Source organism: Iodobacter sp. CM08 (assembly GCF_033446605.1).
GTDB lineage: Bacteria > Pseudomonadota > Gammaproteobacteria > Burkholderiales > Chitinibacteraceae > Iodobacter.
Map to the genome: position 1 here is coordinate 1 of NZ_JAWQUO010000041.1, position 16,822 is coordinate 16,822.

Genomic DNA, 16,822 nt, shown 5'->3' on the forward strand with positions numbered 1-16,822 from the left:
CGTTTCAATCGTCGAGCAGACCTGTGCGCTCTGATTCCTCGATTACTCAAAGCCGTGATGCAGGCTAAACCTTGTCCAAGAGGGGTATTTCAAGCCTTAATTGAGCAAGAGACATAATCAGGTACGGTTTTTGAGTATCCATGGATAGGAATCCTCACTTTCGGTGCAAAACTTCAGCTCTGTGGCTGTTGCCTCTGTGCTTAGCAAAGCCAGCAGGCTGCAGAGTAGCAACAAGGCACGTCCTGAGTGGGGAGTCTTTGTCATCATCGGCGTCTTCTGTTTAAGTGCATCGCTCTGGGTATAGCGCTGAATGCACTGTGCAGCAATGGCAGGCTTGCTTTATATTGGCCCGATGGTGGTTTCTGCTTGATGGCGCATATCTGCCTAAAGACCTAAGTCTTTAGGCAGAAAGGGCAAGGTTCTGCTACTGGGGTGTTTCTTAGGCTAGAACACGGCCAAATAAACCGAGTGCGCACTGATAGCCAAGCATGGCTAATTGCGCATCGTAGCGAAGGCCTTCATCACGCATAAAGGCATGCTGACCATTTACCTCGTGCCAGCTAAAGTTAATTTCTGCTGCGGATAGCTTTTGATAAACCAGTGCGCGGCCTGTCGCGGGGATGTGGGGATCCTGCCTGCCCCAGAACATCAACAGCTCGCCAGAAATATCGGTGAGTCTGTCCATGCTGTGTTGGCCGGCTTGGTTTGGAATAACGTTGGTGTGCAGATCGGTAGGGTAAAAGCAGGCCGTGGCTTTAATTTGTGGCTGTAAGGCTGCACGGAAAGCCAGGTGGCCACCGATACAAAAGCCCATCGCACCGATTTGCCCATTGCACCAAGGCTGATCGCTCAGCCAGGTAATCATGGCTTGATTATCGCTGTCGTAGCTTTCTACAGATTTACCCATTTTATCGCTATTGCCCTTATCGCTGCCGGCTTGATCGTAAGCAAGTACCGTACCGATGGGGTTTAGCTCATGAAAAATTTCTGGTACTAGCACCGCGTAGCCATGCCCAGCCATCAGTCGTGCAGCGCGTTCAATTGGGCCAGTCTGCTGAAAAATCTCTGAATAAAGCAAAATAACCGGATAGGCTTTATCGCCCTCGGGCCGGTGCACATAGGTGCGCATTAGGCCGGTGGGGGTAGCAAGATCAATGATTTCTTTTTGGATGATCATGTTTATTCCTTATTTGAGGGCAACATATCCCCAATCCTATCAACTTAAGAGCACGGTTGATCGTTAAGCCTTAAGCGATCAACGTAGATCTATCTATTGCACGCATTGAAGCATCGTAGGGCGGGTAAAACCCGCGTATTTATTCAACATCACTCGCGGGTTTCACCCGCCCTACGAATGGCATATTGCTTAAGTTGATAGGATGGAACATATCCCCCCTTAGGGTGGGCAAGATAGACCGTTATTACATATGGATGTTACGTAGCAAGATCAAAAAACGCAGTCGACTAAAAGCACGAACAGATATCACATCACCAATCATCTTTTTTTTTAATAAATATTATTTAATATCAAATAGTTAGATGAATAAAATTTATACGTCCTGATAATAAAACAAAGGAAAATCATTTCCGTTTGATCGGTTTTTTAGTGTATTTCGTGCTTTTCGTGGACTAATAATCGTTGTGCGTAACATCTATTACATATTCGGATAATTTGGCCCGCCACCGCCCTCTGGTGTACTCCAAGTAATATTTTGTGTTGGGTCTTTAATATCACAGGTTTTGCAGTGAATGCAGTTTTGCGCATTGATCTGTGGGCGTGGGCCGTTTTCGGTTTGGATGACTTCGTACACGCCAGCAGGGCAGTAGCGGCTTTCTGGGGAGTCGAATATGGCAATGTTGATATTAATTGCGACGTTAATATCGGCCAGATGCAAATGACAGGGCTGGTTTTCTTCGTGATTAACGTTGGATATATACACCGACGACAGCTTATCAAAGCTAACCTTGCCATCTGGCTTAGGATATTTAATTGGCGTGCATTCATTGGCGGGTTTTAGGCAGGCATGGTCGGGCTTGGAATGCGAAAAAGTCCACGGCAGGCGCACGCCAAAGCTGGCTAACCACATCTCAAAACCGCCATACATTGAGCCAAAAACATTGCCGAATTTAGACAGCGCAGGCTTGATATTTCTCACCTTGTCTAAATCCTGCCAAACCCAAGAGGCTTTGATCGCAGCTGGATAAGCAATCAGTGTGTCGTTGCTACGGCCTGCCGCTAGTGCTTCCACCACGGCCTCGGCGGCCAGCATGCCGCTCTTCATGGCGTTATGCGTGCCCTTAATGCGTGGCACATTTAAAAAGCCTGCTGCACAGCCAATCAGTGCGCCACCGGGGAAGGTAAGCTCTGGGATAGACTGCAGGCCACCTTCAGAAATAGCGCGTGCGCCGTAGCTTAAGCGTTTGCCGCCTTCAAATAGGCCGCGAATACTTGGATGAGTTTTAAAGCGCTGGAATTCATCAAAGGGGCTGAGATGCGGATTGCTGTAGTTCAAATGCACTACAAAGCCAACGGCCACCAGATTGTCTTCTAGGTGATAAATAAATGAGCCACCGCCGGTGCTGTTATCTAGCGGCCAGCCCTGTGTATGGCTGACAAGGCCAGCTTGATGTTTGCTTGGCGCAACTTGCCACAGCTCTTTAAAGCCGATGCCGTATTTTTGCGTGTCAGCTTGATCGCGTAAATTAAACTGCGCTTCCAGCATCTTGGTCAGCGAGCCGCGCACGCCTTCGCCGATCAGTGTGTATTTAGCGTGTAGCTCCATACCTAGAGCAAAGTCGGCTTTTTGCTTGCCCGCTTTATCTAAACCCATATCGCCTGTTACTACGCCTTTTACTGCGCCGTTTTCATGGTAAAGCACATCGGCAGCGGTAAAGCCGGGATAGATTTCTACACCAAGTCCCTCGGCTTGTTCCGCCAGCCAGCGGCAAACATTGCCAAGGCTAACGATGTACGCGCCATGGTTATCCATTAGTGGGGGGAGCAGTGGGTTGGGGATGCGGAAAGCCTGATCTTCATCCAGCAACATAAAGCGATCATCTGTGACCAGCGTTTTAAGCGGCGCACCCAGTGTTTTCCAATCTGGGATTAGCTCATCCAATGCAATCGGATCAATCACCGCGCCGCTGAGAATATGCGCGCCTACTTCTGCGCCTTTTTCTAAAACACAGACGCTGATTTCTTGATTGGCTAAGGCTGCGAGTTGCTTGATACGAATCGCGGCAGAAAGGCCTGCAGGGCCAGCGCCAACGATCAAAACATCATATTCCATCACATCGCGGGTGATTACTTGCATGGGTATTCCTTGTTGCGGTTTTTGTATGGCTTTTCGCCGCGCATTATCGCATAAGGCGAAGCCCTAGGCGCTTTGCTTAGCATCAAACTAAGTGTCAAACTGGCCATGCAATGAAGTGAAAATGGGCATAAAACGTTGGTTTTCTTCACGCTAGGGGGCCTCGAAAAACCTATCTACTAAATAAGACAAGGCGCGTTTTAAAAAAATTTACGCCGCATATATTTGATATGTAAGGAGATTTTTTTAAAGCGCAACGCAGTGTTATGAGAGCAGATGGGGTTTTCTAGGTTCCCGCCAGCTGCAGAGCCGCGTATCATTGCTATCTTAATAAGGACACAGAAACATGAATGCTGGATTAACGGACGACGAATTTGAAGCGCTATTGGAAGTAAGCCGTGGCCTAAAAAGCAAAAGACTGAGCCCACGCGTGCTTAAGCATGCCAAGTTGTTTTCTGGCTTGAAATACGTGGAATACAACCGCAATGGCTTGATGGTGATTTCAGAAAGAGGCACACAAACCTTATTTATGAAGCACTGTATTGATGGCTTGCGCAAAATCGCCAAAGACCCCGTGGCCTTGTTGGATGCCAATGTGCGCACCTTTTTGCTAAAAAAATCGCATATCAGCCCGATTGAAGGCGCTGTCGGCTATGTGATCACCACCAAGGGCGCAGAGTCCCTCGCGGATATTGACGCACAGCAGTAAGTATTGTTGGTTGGTTTAAATAGATAAAAAGCACAGAGAATATCTCTGTGCTTTTTTGCGTATGCAGCCACGATAAAAATCTAGGGGTGCTGCTTGCTACGCCCTATTTGAGCTGGGCGCAGCAAGCAGTACCCTACGATTTGCTAACGATTAAAGCCCTAGCACCGAGCGCAGTTCTGCCTTGGCCGGTGTAAATTCAGCATTAAAATCATCACGGCTCAGTATTTTTTGTGCGATCAAGGCGGCGGCAACACGGCCCATTTGGATGTCTGAGCGGTAGTGAATGCCTGCTACGATGCGGTTTTCTGCGTATTCGGCGGCGCGGGTAAAGAGGGTACTGCGTTTTTCTGGCACCATTTCTGCCAATATCGTCGCCATCAAATAGCCCACGGTGGCGTGGCCCGATGGCCATGATCCTGAGCTGGAACGCTTTACCACCGGCTGAATTTCGCTATTGAGCATATGTGGGCGTGGGCGCTTCCAGTAATTCTTAGCGCTATCCACTACTGCACCTTCTGTTTCTACTACGCGCTCAAAAAAAGCTGCAAATTTAGGCAGCTTTTCAGCCTTAAATTTTGGCCCCATCACTTCGTTAAAACGCCAGATGTTTTCTGCTGCATCGGCAGCGGCGGCGGCCGCCGTTTCAGGCGTGCGTTTGGCTTGGAAGGCTAAAACTTCAGCGATTTCTAGTTTGGTTTGGGCGGAATCATTAGCAGGGGGCGCTGGCAGGTAGTGAGTTAAATCGACGTCTGTAGACGATACAAAAGGCTTGGCCTCTTCTGCCCAAGCTGGAGTACAGGGGATAAGTAAAGCCAGTAGCAAGCTGCTAAGAATACGGTTCATGAAGGACTCCATATTAGTTTAAAGCTGCAAATATTAGCCGATCAGTATGACTGATAAATGAAATGCGTCATGTTTTGGGTATTCCTGCGACCAAGGTTAAGGACACTTTATTCAATTTAGGGGAATAGGTATGCGCTACTTATGCTTGCTGATCATGGTGTTTTCTTTGCGTGCCCATGCAAATCCAGCCTTGCCAGAGTTCACCCGTCATGACGCCGCTGCATGGGTCAATTCAAAACCGCTGCGGGTAGCAGATTTGCGTGGCAGCGTGGTTTTTCTGGATGTTTGGACGTTTGAATGCTGGAATTGCTATCGCTCTTTTCCTTGGCTCAATGACTTATCCGCCAAGATTCCTGCACTTAAAATGATAGGTATTCACTCGCCCGAGTTTGATCGAGAGCGTGATCCGGCGGCGGTGGCGGCCAAGGCGGCTGAATATGGCTTTAAGCATCCGGTGATGATAGATAATGATTTTGCTTACTGGAAAGCACTCGATAATCATTACTGGCCCAGCTTTTATCTGGTTGATAAGCGCGGCATGATTCGCTATCGCTTTGCTGGTGAAACCCATAATGGGGATGCACAGGCACAAAAAATAGAGGCTGCGGTGCAGGTACTACTGCTTGAGCGGCCTTGATGAGTGCGGTTTTTTTTCTTAGCTCTATTCTTTTTCACAGGTTAGCCTTCTTACACTGTGTATGAGCTTTATCCAAGATCCATATGCCAATCTGCTTTTCAGGAAATGGCCACTATCTAGTGGCCATTTTTTTACTTGTCGCCCGCCGTTTAAACAGAGGAGCTAAGCTTCCGGCTATCCAGATATGGATTGCGCTTTGGGGATGCTCTGATAGTATTTCTTAACACTATCTGTCTTCGTTATCAGCTGGATTGTCTTTTTCCTGATTTCTTTGCTCAGCTTTCGTGCAGGCCGCCTTATCCGAACGCTTACGTTAGTTGTATTGTTTGTGGAAAGAGTCTATGTCGATAATCGGGCAGGGCGAGGGCGACAGATCAGGTAGCGCCGATGGTGTGACAGAATTTCATCGTCAAAAAACCCTGCTAAAAACGGGTGCCTTACAAGACGCCATTTTCAATAGCGCTTACTTCTCTAGTATTGCCACCGATGACAAGGGTGTGATCCAGATTTTTAATGTCGGTGCCGAGCGTATGCTGGGCTATGCCGCACGTGATGTGGTTAATCTGATTACCCCTGCCGATATTTCAGACCCCCAAGAAGTGATTGCACGGGCCGAAGCGCTCAGCTCAGAGCTAGATACTCCCATTACGCCAGGCTTTGAAGCGCTGGTGTTTAAGGCTTCCCGAGGCATAGAGGATATTTACGAGCTTACCTATATCCGCAAAGACGGCAGCCGTTTTCCCGCCGTGGTTTCGGTAACGGCACTGCGTGATGATCAAGACGCTATCATCGGCTATTTACTAATTGGTACTGATAATACGGCGCGTAAGCAGGCTTCGCAGTATGCCCGCAGCCTGCTTGAGGCCAGCCTTGATCCGCTGGTGACCATCAGTGCCGAAGGCAAAATAACGGATATTAATGAGGGCTCGATTAAGGCCACCGGCGTAGCACGTGAGAAGCTAATCGGCACTGATTTTTCTGATTACTTTACTGAGCCAGCCAAGGCGCGTGAAGGCTATCAGCGGGTCTTTGCCCAAGGTTTTGTCACCGATTATCCGCTCACGATCCGGCACAGGGATGGCCGTCTTACTGACGTACTTTATAACGCTTCCGTTTATAAAGACGTGCGCGGTAATGTGCTCGGTGTATTTGCTGCGGCCCGAGATATTACCGAGCGTAAGCGGGTAGAAGCCGCGTTACTTAAAGCCGGAGCCTTGCAAACTGCTATTTTTAACAGCGCTAATTTTTCTAGTATTGCCACCGATGCCAAGGGCGTGATTCAGATTTTTAACGTCGGGGCCGAGCGCATGCTGGGCTATACCGCCGTAGAGGTGATGAACAAAATCACTCCAGCAGATTTTTCTGACCCGCAAGAGCTGGTTGCCCGTGCTGAGGCGCTGAGTATTGAGCTGGGTACGCCCATTACCCCAGGGTTTGAGGCGCTGGTATTTAAGGCTGCGCGCGGTATTGAGGATATTTATGAGCTGACTAAAATCCGCAAGGATGGCAGTCGTTTTCCGGCGGTTGTCTCTGTTACTGCACTGCGTGATATTGATGACGCCATCATCGGCTATTTATTGATCAGTACCGATAACACGGCTCGTAAGCTGGCTGAGGAGGCGCTACTCAAAGCCGGAGCCCTGCAACGTGCCATTTTTAATAGTGCCAATTTTTCCAGCATTGCCACCGATGCAAAAGGTGTGATTCAGATTTTTAATGTGGGGGCCGAGCGGATGCTGGGCTACACCGCTGCCGAAGTCATGAACAAAATTACGCCTGCCGATATTTCAGATCCGCAAGAATTAATCGCCCGTGCTGCAGCACTCAGTCTGGAGCTGGATACGCCCATCACCCCCGGCTTTGAGGCGCTGGTGTTTAAAGCGACGCGGGGGATAGAGGATATTTACGAGCTGACTTACTTTCGCAAAGACGGCAGCCGTTTTCCGGCCGTGGTGTCGGTAACAGCACTGCGTGATGCGCAGGATGCCATTATTGGTTATCTGTTAATTGGTACTGATAATGCGGCCCGTAAGCAGGTTGAGGAGGCCCGTACCGTGCTTGATCAGCGCTTGCGGGATCAGCAGTTTTATACCCGCTCACTGATTGAATCTAATATTGATGCGCTGATGACGACTGATCCGCAGGGCATTATTTCTGACGTTAACCAGCAGATGATTGCCCTAACTGGCCGCACGCGGGATGAGCTGATTGGCGCACCCTGCAAGAATTTCTTTACTGATCCAATCAGGGCCGATGCCGCCATCAAAAGGGTACTGACTGAAAATAAAGTGAGTGATTATGAGCTGACAGTGCGCGCTCAAAATGGGGTTGAAACGGTGGTGTCTTATAACGCCGCCACTTTCCATGACCGAGATCGCAAAGTGCAGGGGGTGTTTGCCGCTGCACGGGATGTTACTGAGCGAAAGCGGTTTGAACTGACCTTACAAGAAAAGAACATTGAGCTGGAGCATGCCAGCCGGATGAAATCAGAGTTTCTGGCCACCATGTCACACGAGCTGCGTACGCCGTTGAATGCCATTATTGGTTTTTCTGAAGCACTGAAAGATGGCTTTATGGGGCCGACTACTGAAGTTCAGCATGAGTATATCGGTGATATTTTCACCAGTGGTCAGCATCTGCTCCTGTTGATTAATGACATTCTGGATTTGTCTAAGGTTGAAGCGGGCATGATGACGCTGGATTTAGAGCCGGTTGATTTACACAGTTTATTGTCTGGCAGCCTGTCTATCGTCAAGGAAAAAGCAGCGATTCAGCGTATTCATCTAGGGCTAGAGGCTGGTGAAAACTTAGGGTTTACTCAGCTTGATCAGCGTAAAACCAAGCAGATTGTGTATAACCTGCTTTCAAACTCGGTTAAGTTTACCGCCAGCGGGGGCTGCGTTACTTTACGGGCCCGCCGTGTTTTGCGCAGCAGCGTAGGTCATATACTAGGCAACTGGCCGGTGCATGGTTTTGCACTGGGTGACAACGAATACAAAGAGTTTCTTGAAATTTGCGTCACCGACAACGGTATTGGTATTTCTAAAGCCAATATGGCGAAGTTGTTTCAAGCCTTTAGCCAGATAGACAGCCGCCTAGCACGCAAGTTTGAAGGAACGGGGCTGGGGCTGGCTATGGTTAAACAGCTGGCGGAGCTGCATGGCGGCACTGTTGCTGTTGCCAGCGCCGAGGGTGAAGGGGCTTGTTTTGCGGCTTGGCTGCCGCTGCGTGAGCTGCCCGCTCCATTATCTGCGATAGGCAGCTATCCTATTTTAGATTCTGAAAAGCGCATCGCCTTAGTACTAGAGAGTAATGAGCGAGTTGCCGCTATGATCGCCCTCTTGCTTGAGGCGGAAGGCTTTCGTGTATTACTTGCCGCCACTACCGAGCAGGCGCTGTCCTTTGCCCTACAGCAAAATATTCAGCTGATTACCCTCGATTGGGATTTACCCAGTGCGGGAGGAGGCTGGGAGTTTTTGCTACGTCTACGCGAAAATGCCAGCCTTGCTCGTGTGCCCGTGATGATTATTTCTAAGCTTGCCGACAGCCGAATGGCGTTGGTGGGCGGGGCTACCGCAGTACTGCAAAAGCCGGTTAGCCATGCGGAGTTGAAATCTGCGCTGGCGACCCTGCATCTGAGCTCATCTCCTTGGACCGTATTGGTGATCGATGACGATGTAAAAGCAATTGATGCTTTGGAGCGGCTTTTGCCTGAGCCTGCCTATGTGGTTGTGCGGGCATTAAACGGCCATGAAGGATTGAGGCTGGCACGGCAGCTGCTGCCTGACCTGATCTTGCTTGATCTGGTTATGCCTGAGATGAGCGGTTTTGAAGTGGCCGATGCCTTGCAGCTTGACCCAGCCACTGCGGATATTCCGGTTTTAATTGTGACTTCTAAGCGGATTACTGAGCTGGATCGGGCGGTATTAAGCAATAGACCAGAACGGCTGGTGCAGATTGTTGAAAAGGCAGGGTTTGATCGAGCGGGCTTTATTGCTCGGGTTAAACGCGCACTGCAGCCCCATTAGAGAGGACGCGCTATGGCCAGAGTTTTAGTCATTGAAGACAATGCGGCGAATATGAAGCTGACTGCTTTATTACTGCGAAACGCAGATCATACGGTGCTATGTGCGGTAGATGCTGAGTCGGGATTAACACTGGCGCGTAGCGAACAGCCTGATCTTATTTTAATGGATATTCAGCTGCCCGATATGGATGGCCTAGCAGCTACGGCCCTACTGAAACAAAACCCTGATACGGCGGCGATTCCGGTGATTGCGTTAACTGCGCTGGCGATGAAGTCAGATGAAGAGCGAAGCCAGATTGCCGGTTGTGATGCGTATATTGCCAAACCTTTACGCTATCAGGAGCTGTATGAAGTGATTAATACGTTACTCGCCAGAGGCCATACCCTCAGGCAGGCCCGCGATCATGACTAATTCCGTTGCTACTATCCTGATCGTTGATGATGAAAGCCAAAATCGTAAACTGCTTGAAACATTGCTGAGCCCAGAAGGGTATATAACGCAGTGCGCCGCCAGCGGTGAAGAAGCGTTGGCGGCAATTGCAGAGCATGCTCCCGATTTAATCTTGCTGGATATTATGATGCCCGGCATGGATGGCTTTGAGGTTGCTGTAATTCTGAAGGCTAGCCCACTGACCTCACGGATTCCGATCATTATGGTAACGGCGCTGAATGATCGCAGTGCTCGACTTGCTGGGCTAAATGCGGGGGCCGAAGAGTTTCTGACTAAGCCCGTTGATCGTGCCGAACTATGGCTCAGAGTGCGTAATTTGCTGCGATTAAAGGCGTTTGCTGATTTTCTGCAAAATTACAACCAGATACTGGAGCAGGAAGTACTGGCGAGAGCGGCTGATTTACAGCGTTTTCGCTCGGCAATGGATGCCACCGCCGATGCTATTTTTCTGGTTAGCCGTCATTCAATGTGCTTTGTTGAAGTAAATGCCACTGCCTGTAGCATGCTGGGTTATACCCGCCAAGAGTTGTTTGATGCTGGGCCAGCGCAGGTGAGCGAGCGCTCTATTTCTGATCTTGAAAGTATTTATGATGGCATTATTGCTGGGCAGAGTGTGAATGAGCTGGCAGACACCACGATACGGTGTAAGAACGGCAGCTATTTGCAAGTGGAAGTGCATCAGCAGGCTCAGCGATCCGGCTCAGATTGGATTATTGTTGGCGTGGCGCGGGATATCACCGAGCGTAAGGAATCGGCGCAGCGCCTACATCAGCTGGCTCATTACGATGTATTGACTGGGCTGCCTAATCGCACTTTGTTTTATGAAGCGCTTAAAAATACGCTGATCCAGTCTGACGATGGCGACTGGCTGGTGGCGGTGCTGTTTGTTGATTTGGATCACTTTAAAAATGTAAACGACACCTTAGGCCACACCGCTGGTGATGAGCTACTTAGCCAGTTTGCTCATCGTCTGCTCCGCTGTGTACGTATTCGCGATACGGTTGGGCGGCTTGGTGGTGACGAGTTTGCGCTTATTTTGGTGCTGGAAGACGAGCGGCAGTATCCCACTCTTGTGGCCGGTAAAATACGTGAAATATTGCGTGAGCCTTTCGAAATACAAGGCCAGGAAGTCACGATCACCGCCAGTATGGGCATCACGGTTTATCCTGATGATGCCACCGCGCATGAAGTTTTAATTAAGTATGCTGATACCGCTATGTCTAGGGCCAAGCAGGCGGGGCGGGATACTTACCGTTTTTTTACCGCTCAAATGAATGCCGAGGTGCTGGCACGGCATGATTTGGAAATGGCTTTACATAAGGCCATAGAAAATGAAGAGTTTGTCTTGTATTACCAGCCTAAGGTGTTGCTGAAAAGCGGCCGTATTGTTGGGTTGGAAGCTTTGCTACGCTGGCAGCGGCCGGGTTATGGGCTGGTGTCGCCGCAGTTGTTTATTCCGGTGCTGGAAGAAACTGGTCTTATTGTGAATGTGGGCAGCTGGGTGGTGGCTACGGCGTGCAAGCAAATTGCCAGCTGGATAAACTCATCCATTGGTCCTTTGCAAATATCCGTTAATGTAGCTGGCCGTCAGTTTGTGGAAGGAGACCTAGAAGTGGATGTGATTAGTGCGCTGCTGGAGCACAATATTCCCGCTGGCTTACTTGAGCTGGAGCTGACTGAAGGTTCGCTGATGGTCAATACCGAACGCACTATTGCTACTTTGCAGAGCTTAAAACAGCGGGGCGTGCAGATTTCTATTGATGATTTTGGCACAGGTTATTCTAGCTTGGCTTATTTGCGCCGTTTTCCGGTGGATAAGCTGAAAATAGATATCGCCTTTATTCGTGAAGTAACCAGTAACCCAGATGACGCCGCCATTGCGCTGGCCATTATCCGCATGGCCCACAGTTTAAAGCTGGAGGTGATCGCCGAAGGGGTGGAAACAGAGGCGCAGCTGGCATTTTTGCTGCGCTATCAGTGTGATCAGATTCAGGGGTATTACTTTAGCCCACCGGTGCCTCTGGCTGTTTTGGAGCAGATTTTGCTATCAGAAACCCTAGATCTTGCCCTGCTTGAAGGCCGCTGATATTACTAGGATCTGTTGACGTTTCATCCGTTTTAGGAACTTAGCTTTAGCGGCTTGGGGATAGCACAATCTGATCGCTACTGCTTACCCCTTCCGCCACGGCCTTGCAACGCTCAATAAACAGCGCCATGCCGGGGGTGATAAATTTTTGCCTATGCCAGATAAAGTGAAATTGCCGTTTAAAATCTAAGCCTGCCACAGGGATTTCGACCAAGCTGCCACGACGAAAGGCTTCTTTTAGTGCTAAGCGTGAGATACAAGCAATGCCCATACCGGATTCCACCGCGCGTTTAATCGCCTCGGTATGCTCAAGTGCTAAGCGAATATCCAGCTGAGATAACACATGTCGCATACCATGCTCAAAGGTTTGCCGCGTGCCAGAGCCGGTTTCGCGAGCGATCCAAGGTGTGGCAATTAAATCATCTAAGGTCACGACTGGCTTCTGGCTGAGTGGATGATCGGGCGCGGCAAAAATCACCAGCTCGTCCCCCACCCAAGGAACGGCAATTAAATCAGGGTGTGAGCAATCGCCTTCGATCAAGCCAAAATCCAACTGAAATTGCGCGACTTTGCTGACAATATGGGCGGTGTTGTGTACGTCTAAATCAATGCGGCAACCTGGATGGTTTTGCATAAATTCGCCGATTAACAGCGTGGCAAGGTAATTGCCGATGGTGAGTGTGGCCCCGATGCGCATGGGCCCAAGGCCAGTTTTACCTTCTAAGAGGGCTTCTACTTCAGAGGCGCGGTCGAGTAGCTCAATGGCGCGGGGCAAAATAATATGCCCCAACTCGTTCAACTGTAGCTTTTTGCCTACCCGATCAAACAACTTCAGCTTAAACTGCCGCTCAAATTCGGTCAGCGAGGTGCTGGTTGCCGATTGGCTCATTCCCAAAGCTTCTGCCGCCCGTGAAACGTTTTCACTGCGGGCTACGGCGGTAAATACTTCGAGTTGTCTGAGGGTATAGTTCATGGTGTTTTTAGTTTGGCAGCGTTAAAAGGTAAGGCAAAAAGTTCTGTAGGCACAGAGAACGCAGAGCAAACGAGGACACCGAGAAAAGCACTCTCAATTTAGGGTGGGCACGCATTGGTGCCCACATTTTGTTTGGGCTCGTTTAAAAGTAGTTTTCTTGATGTTCTCGGGGTATTTCTCTGTGTTCTCTGTGTCCTAAGATTTTTTGTTTGTTTATAATACAGGCCTTTACGGCCTGCATATCTGCTAAATAGAATATCTTTATCAAAGAATAGTATTTACCAGATATTGTACATTGTCCTAAAATACGTCGCTACTAAGGAGGGATTTTATGAAGGTTCTTGTCGCGATCAAACGCGTAGTGGATTACAACATCAGGCCACGCATCAAGGCTGATGGCTCGGATGTGGATATTGCTGGCGTGAAGATGAGCATCAATCCCTTCGACGAAATTGCCGTAGAAGAAGCATTGCGCCTAAAAGAGCGTGGTGTAGTGACCGAGATTGTGGGTGTAACCATTGGCAGCGCAGCCTGCCAAGATGTGTTGCGCCACGCCCTTGCTATGGGTGTAGACCGCGTGATTTTGCTGGAGAGCGATCTTGAGCTTCAGCCGCTAGGCGTGGCGAAGTTACTTAAAGCCGTGGTTGATAAAGAGCAGCCAAGCTTGGTTATTTTAGGCAAGCAAGCGATTGACGACGACGCAGGCCAAACCGGCCAAATGCTGGCCGCGCTGATGAATGCAGGCCAAGGCGCGTTTGCCTCTAGCATCACCATTGTCGATGGCGAAGCACTGGTGGTGCGTGAAGTGGATGGCGGTACTGAAACCGTAGCACTGAAGCTACCAGCAGTGATTACTGCCGATTTACGCTTGAATGAGCCGCGCTTTGTAAAATTACCAAACTTAATGATGGCCAAGAAAAAGCCAATTGAGACCATCGCCGCAGCGGACTTGGGTGTTAACGCCAGCCCGCGCTTGAAATTATTAAAAGCTGCCGAGCCAGCAGAACGTAAAGCCGGTATTAAAGTAGCAAGCGTGGCTGAGCTGGTCAGCAAATTGCGTGAAGTGGGAGCCATCTAAATGAGCGTATTAGTTTTAGCTGAACACGACGGCAAGCAAATTAAAAAAGCCACGCGCCAAGCGATTACCGCAGCGGCAGCGTGGAATGCGCCGATTCACCTAGTGGTGCTGGGCCATGGCGTAGCAGCGGTCGCGCAAGACGCTGCAGCTATTGCCGGTGTAAGTGAAGTGATTTTGGTGGATGCAGAATCTTTGCAGCATCCGCTGGCCGAAGATGTTGCCGCCTTGCTCCTTACGCTAGCGCCTAAGTATCAAGTGATTTTGGCGGCTAATTCTGCCGCAGCCAAAAATGCCTTACCCCGCGTAGCGGCTTTGCTGGATGTGGCGATGGTTGCGGATGTCATCAGTATTGCGGCTCCTGCTACTTATATTCGACCAACTTACGCGGGTAGTGTATTAACCACCATAGAAAGCACCGATGCATTGCAAGTCTTGACTGTGCGTGCCACTAGCTTTGAAGCAGCGGACAATGGTGCGCCGGTCAGCATCGTGAGCCATGCTGCACCCGCCGCACACAGCCAAGCGCGTTTTGTTTCTGCCACGCATACCGTCAGTGATAGGCCTGAGCTGGCTTCGGCCCGCGTGGTGATTACCGGTGGCCGCCCGCTGGAAACGCGTTTTGATGCCATTTTAAACCCGCTGGCGACTCAGCTTGGCGCAGCCATTGGCGCTACCCGTGCTGCGGTGGATGCAGGCTACGCGCCAAACGATTTGCAAGTGGGCCAGACGGGCACCGTGGTTGCGCCTGAGCTGTATATTGCTGCTGGCGTATCCGGTGCTGCCCAGCACTTGGCAGGGATGAAAGACAGCAAGGTGATTGTGGCCATCAACCTAGACCCAGACGCGGCGATTTTTCAAGTGGCCGATTTTGGTTTAGTCGCTGATCTATTTGAAGCCGTACCCGCGCTGACTGCTGCGCTAGCGGCTGGGTAATGATTAACTATTAAAACCCAAACCCAAACCCTGAACCACGGAGTTAAGGACAACACGGAGGATCACGGAGAAGAGCAATGTGTTGATAGGTTTTCTCCGTGACACTCCGTGTTCTAAGATTTGGGTTTTCAGCTATGACTGAACTTATTTAAGATTAAAGAGAAAAATATGAGCGCTTTTGCTACCGAACACGTGTTATCGGTTCGCCACTGGAACGATACGCTGTTCAGCTTTACCACCACGCGTGATGATTCGTTGCGTTTTGAAAATGGCCAGTTTGTGATGATTGGTTTGGAAGTCAACGGCAAGCCGCTGATGCGTGCTTATTCGATTGCCAGCCCAAATTACTCTGAAGAACTCGAGTTTTTCAGTATTAAAGTACCAGACGGCCCGTTGACTTCGCGTCTGCAGCATTTGAAAGAAGGCGATCCGCTCTTGGTTAGCCGTAAACCAACCGGCACGCTGGTCTTAAGCGATTTAAAACCGGCTAAAAATCTGTACTACCTTTCAACAGGTACGGGTTTGGCACCGTTTATGAGCTTGATTCAAGACCCAGATGCTTACGAGCAGTACGAAAAAATCATTCTGGTGCACGGCGTACGCACCGTAAGCGAGCTGGCTTATGCGGACTTTATTGAAAAAGAGCTGCCGCATAATGAGTTCTTTGGTGAAGCGGTTCGTGAAAAGCTGATTTACTATCCAACGGTCACGCGTGAGCCATTTCGCAACCAAGGCCGTTTAACTGATTTGTTTGAATCGGGTAAGTTAGAGCGTGATATTGGCCTGCCACCGCTGAACCCAGAAACCGACCGCGCTATGCTTTGCGGCAGCCCAGCCATGTTGAAAGACACCTGCGCTTTGCTTGATGCGCGTGGCTTCCAAGTTTCTAAACGTATTGGCCAGCCCGGCGATTACGTGATTGAGCGTGCGTTCGTAGAAAAATAATGATTGCGACCTTGTGCGGGCGATGTAATGCCGCATTTTAAGCAATATGGCCGTTACCCTGATTGAGGGGTACGGCCATTTTTTATGCATAGATTCATCTGATGTGTTTCTTGCTCAATGAGCTCTTTGTAGATGGATTTCTTGAGTGCTGGGCTTGGTTTTTGAATGCGTAGGGCGGGTGAAACCCGCGAGCAATGTTGAATAAATACGCGGGTTTCACCCGCCTTACCATATTTATAATTAGATTGAGCAAGAGACATAATCAGGAATAGAGAAGTGCTTTGGAATGGCAATACAGAAACAATGGTTAAAAATTTTTTGAGTAAAGATTCAATCATCTTATGGGCTTGGAATAGCTACTACAATTTAAACGCCCAGCAGATTTAGAGCGTTTTCTTGCAGAGGTTTTGCCGTAAGTACCCTATTTATGGCGGCTCTGCTGGTTTTAACTCCCAGCCCTTGGGGCCAGCAAAATCACCGCCATGCCGAGCAGCATCATGATGCAGCCTGTTATATCCCAACGATCAGGCTTAATGCCATCAACTTGCCATAGCCAAAGCAGCGCAACACTCACATAAACCCCACCATAGGCGGCATAGACTCGGCCGGTCGCTGCTGGGTGTAAGGTGAGTAGCCAAACAAATAGCGCAAGGCTGATTGCGGCGGGTAGTAGTAGAAGCACAGATCCCCCTTTGCGTAACCATAAATAGGGAAGATAGCAGCCGACGATTTCGCAGAGCGCAGTGGCGGCAAAGAGGAGTAGTGTTTTGAAGAAGTGTTCCATGATGGAGTCGGTTTTTGCTAGGGGCCTATTAAAGCATAAATGGCG

General features: G+C 49.6%; 14 protein-coding genes. 8 read left to right on the forward strand and 6 right to left on the reverse strand.

Annotated features, from left to right (window positions below):
• Window positions 1-439: 439 nt before the first annotated feature.
• Both R6242_RS18560 and R6242_RS18565 read right to left on the reverse strand, forming a co-directional pair.
• On the reverse strand, window positions 440-1,177 hold the full coding sequence (locus R6242_RS18560) for a dienelactone hydrolase family protein (protein ID WP_318429727.1): 738 nt from the start codon (window positions 1,175-1,177) through the stop codon (window positions 440-442).
• Window positions 1,178-1,655: 478 nt separating this feature from the next.
• Window positions 1,656-3,314, reverse strand: coding sequence for an electron transfer flavoprotein-ubiquinone oxidoreductase (locus tag R6242_RS18565; protein WP_318429729.1), 1,659 nt, complete (start codon window positions 3,312-3,314; stop codon window positions 1,656-1,658).
• Window positions 3,315-3,657: 343 nt separating this feature from the next.
• Here R6242_RS18565 and R6242_RS18570 point away from each other — a divergent pair, with 343 nt between their 5' ends.
• Window positions 3,658-4,020 carry a hypothetical protein gene (locus R6242_RS18570; protein ID WP_318429730.1) on the forward strand — a complete coding sequence of 121 codons (363 nt, stop codon included), beginning with the start codon at window positions 3,658-3,660 and terminating at the stop codon, window positions 4,018-4,020.
• Between the two features lie 150 nt (window positions 4,021-4,170).
• Here R6242_RS18570 and R6242_RS18575 read toward each other — a convergent pair whose 3' ends face one another.
• Complete coding sequence (locus R6242_RS18575) at window positions 4,171-4,863, reverse strand: phosphatase PAP2 family protein (RefSeq protein ID WP_318429731.1); 693 nt, start codon at window positions 4,861-4,863, stop codon at window positions 4,171-4,173.
• Window positions 4,864-4,993: 130 nt separating this feature from the next.
• On the opposite strand from R6242_RS18575, the gene R6242_RS18580 reads away from it, so the two are divergent.
• The 4 genes from R6242_RS18580 (at window position 4,994) to R6242_RS18595 (ending at window position 12,064) form a co-directional block, all read left to right on the forward strand.
• Window positions 4,994-5,500, forward strand: a complete 507-nt coding sequence (locus R6242_RS18580; RefSeq protein ID WP_318429732.1) for a redoxin family protein — start codon at window positions 4,994-4,996, stop codon at window positions 5,498-5,500.
• Between the two features lie 341 nt (window positions 5,501-5,841).
• Window positions 5,842-9,528, forward strand: a complete 3,687-nt coding sequence (locus R6242_RS18585) for a PAS domain S-box protein (protein WP_318429735.1) — start codon at window positions 5,842-5,844, stop codon at window positions 9,526-9,528.
• 12 nt (window positions 9,529-9,540) lie between these two features.
• Window positions 9,541-9,939, forward strand: coding sequence for a response regulator (locus R6242_RS18590; RefSeq protein WP_318429737.1), 399 nt, complete (start codon window positions 9,541-9,543; stop codon window positions 9,937-9,939).
• Complete coding sequence (locus tag R6242_RS18595) at window positions 9,932-12,064, forward strand: EAL domain-containing protein (protein ID WP_318429740.1); 2,133 nt, start codon at window positions 9,932-9,934, stop codon at window positions 12,062-12,064. The genes R6242_RS18590 and R6242_RS18595 overlap by 8 nt, the downstream gene beginning before the upstream one ends.
• Before the next feature lie 46 nt (window positions 12,065-12,110).
• Here the strand turns inward: R6242_RS18595 and R6242_RS18600 are convergent, their stop codons facing one another.
• Window positions 12,111-13,037, reverse strand: coding sequence for a LysR family transcriptional regulator (locus R6242_RS18600; protein ID WP_318429742.1), 927 nt, complete (start codon window positions 13,035-13,037; stop codon window positions 12,111-12,113).
• 331 nt (window positions 13,038-13,368) lie between these two features.
• Here R6242_RS18600 and R6242_RS18605 point away from each other — a divergent pair, with 331 nt between their 5' ends.
• The 3 genes from R6242_RS18605 to R6242_RS18615 all read left to right on the forward strand — a co-directional run bounded on the left by R6242_RS18605 (window position 13,369) and on the right by R6242_RS18615 (window position 15,993).
• Window positions 13,369-14,115: an electron transfer flavoprotein subunit beta/FixA family protein gene (locus R6242_RS18605; protein ID WP_318429744.1), complete on the forward strand. Its 747-nt coding sequence runs from the start codon at window positions 13,369-13,371 to the stop codon at window positions 14,113-14,115.
• The gene (locus R6242_RS18610) at window positions 14,116-15,048 is read left to right on the forward strand and encodes an electron transfer flavoprotein subunit alpha/FixB family protein (RefSeq protein WP_318429746.1); all 933 of its coding nucleotides are present in this window, start codon (window positions 14,116-14,118) and stop codon (window positions 15,046-15,048) included.
• 168 nt (window positions 15,049-15,216) lie between these two features.
• Entirely contained in the window at window positions 15,217-15,993 is a 777-nt protein-coding gene (locus R6242_RS18615) for a ferredoxin--NADP reductase (RefSeq protein WP_293933390.1), read from the forward strand.
• Window positions 15,994-16,046: 53 nt separating this feature from the next.
• Here the strand turns inward: R6242_RS18615 and R6242_RS18620 are convergent, their stop codons facing one another.
• Window positions 16,047-16,331: a hypothetical protein gene (locus R6242_RS18620; RefSeq protein WP_318429750.1), complete on the reverse strand. Its 285-nt coding sequence runs from the start codon at window positions 16,329-16,331 to the stop codon at window positions 16,047-16,049.
• A 107-nt stretch (window positions 16,332-16,438) separates the two neighbouring features.
• Window positions 16,439-16,777, reverse strand: coding sequence for a YnfA family protein (locus R6242_RS18625; protein ID WP_318429753.1), 339 nt, complete (start codon window positions 16,775-16,777; stop codon window positions 16,439-16,441).
• Window positions 16,778-16,822: the final 45 nt, after the last annotated feature.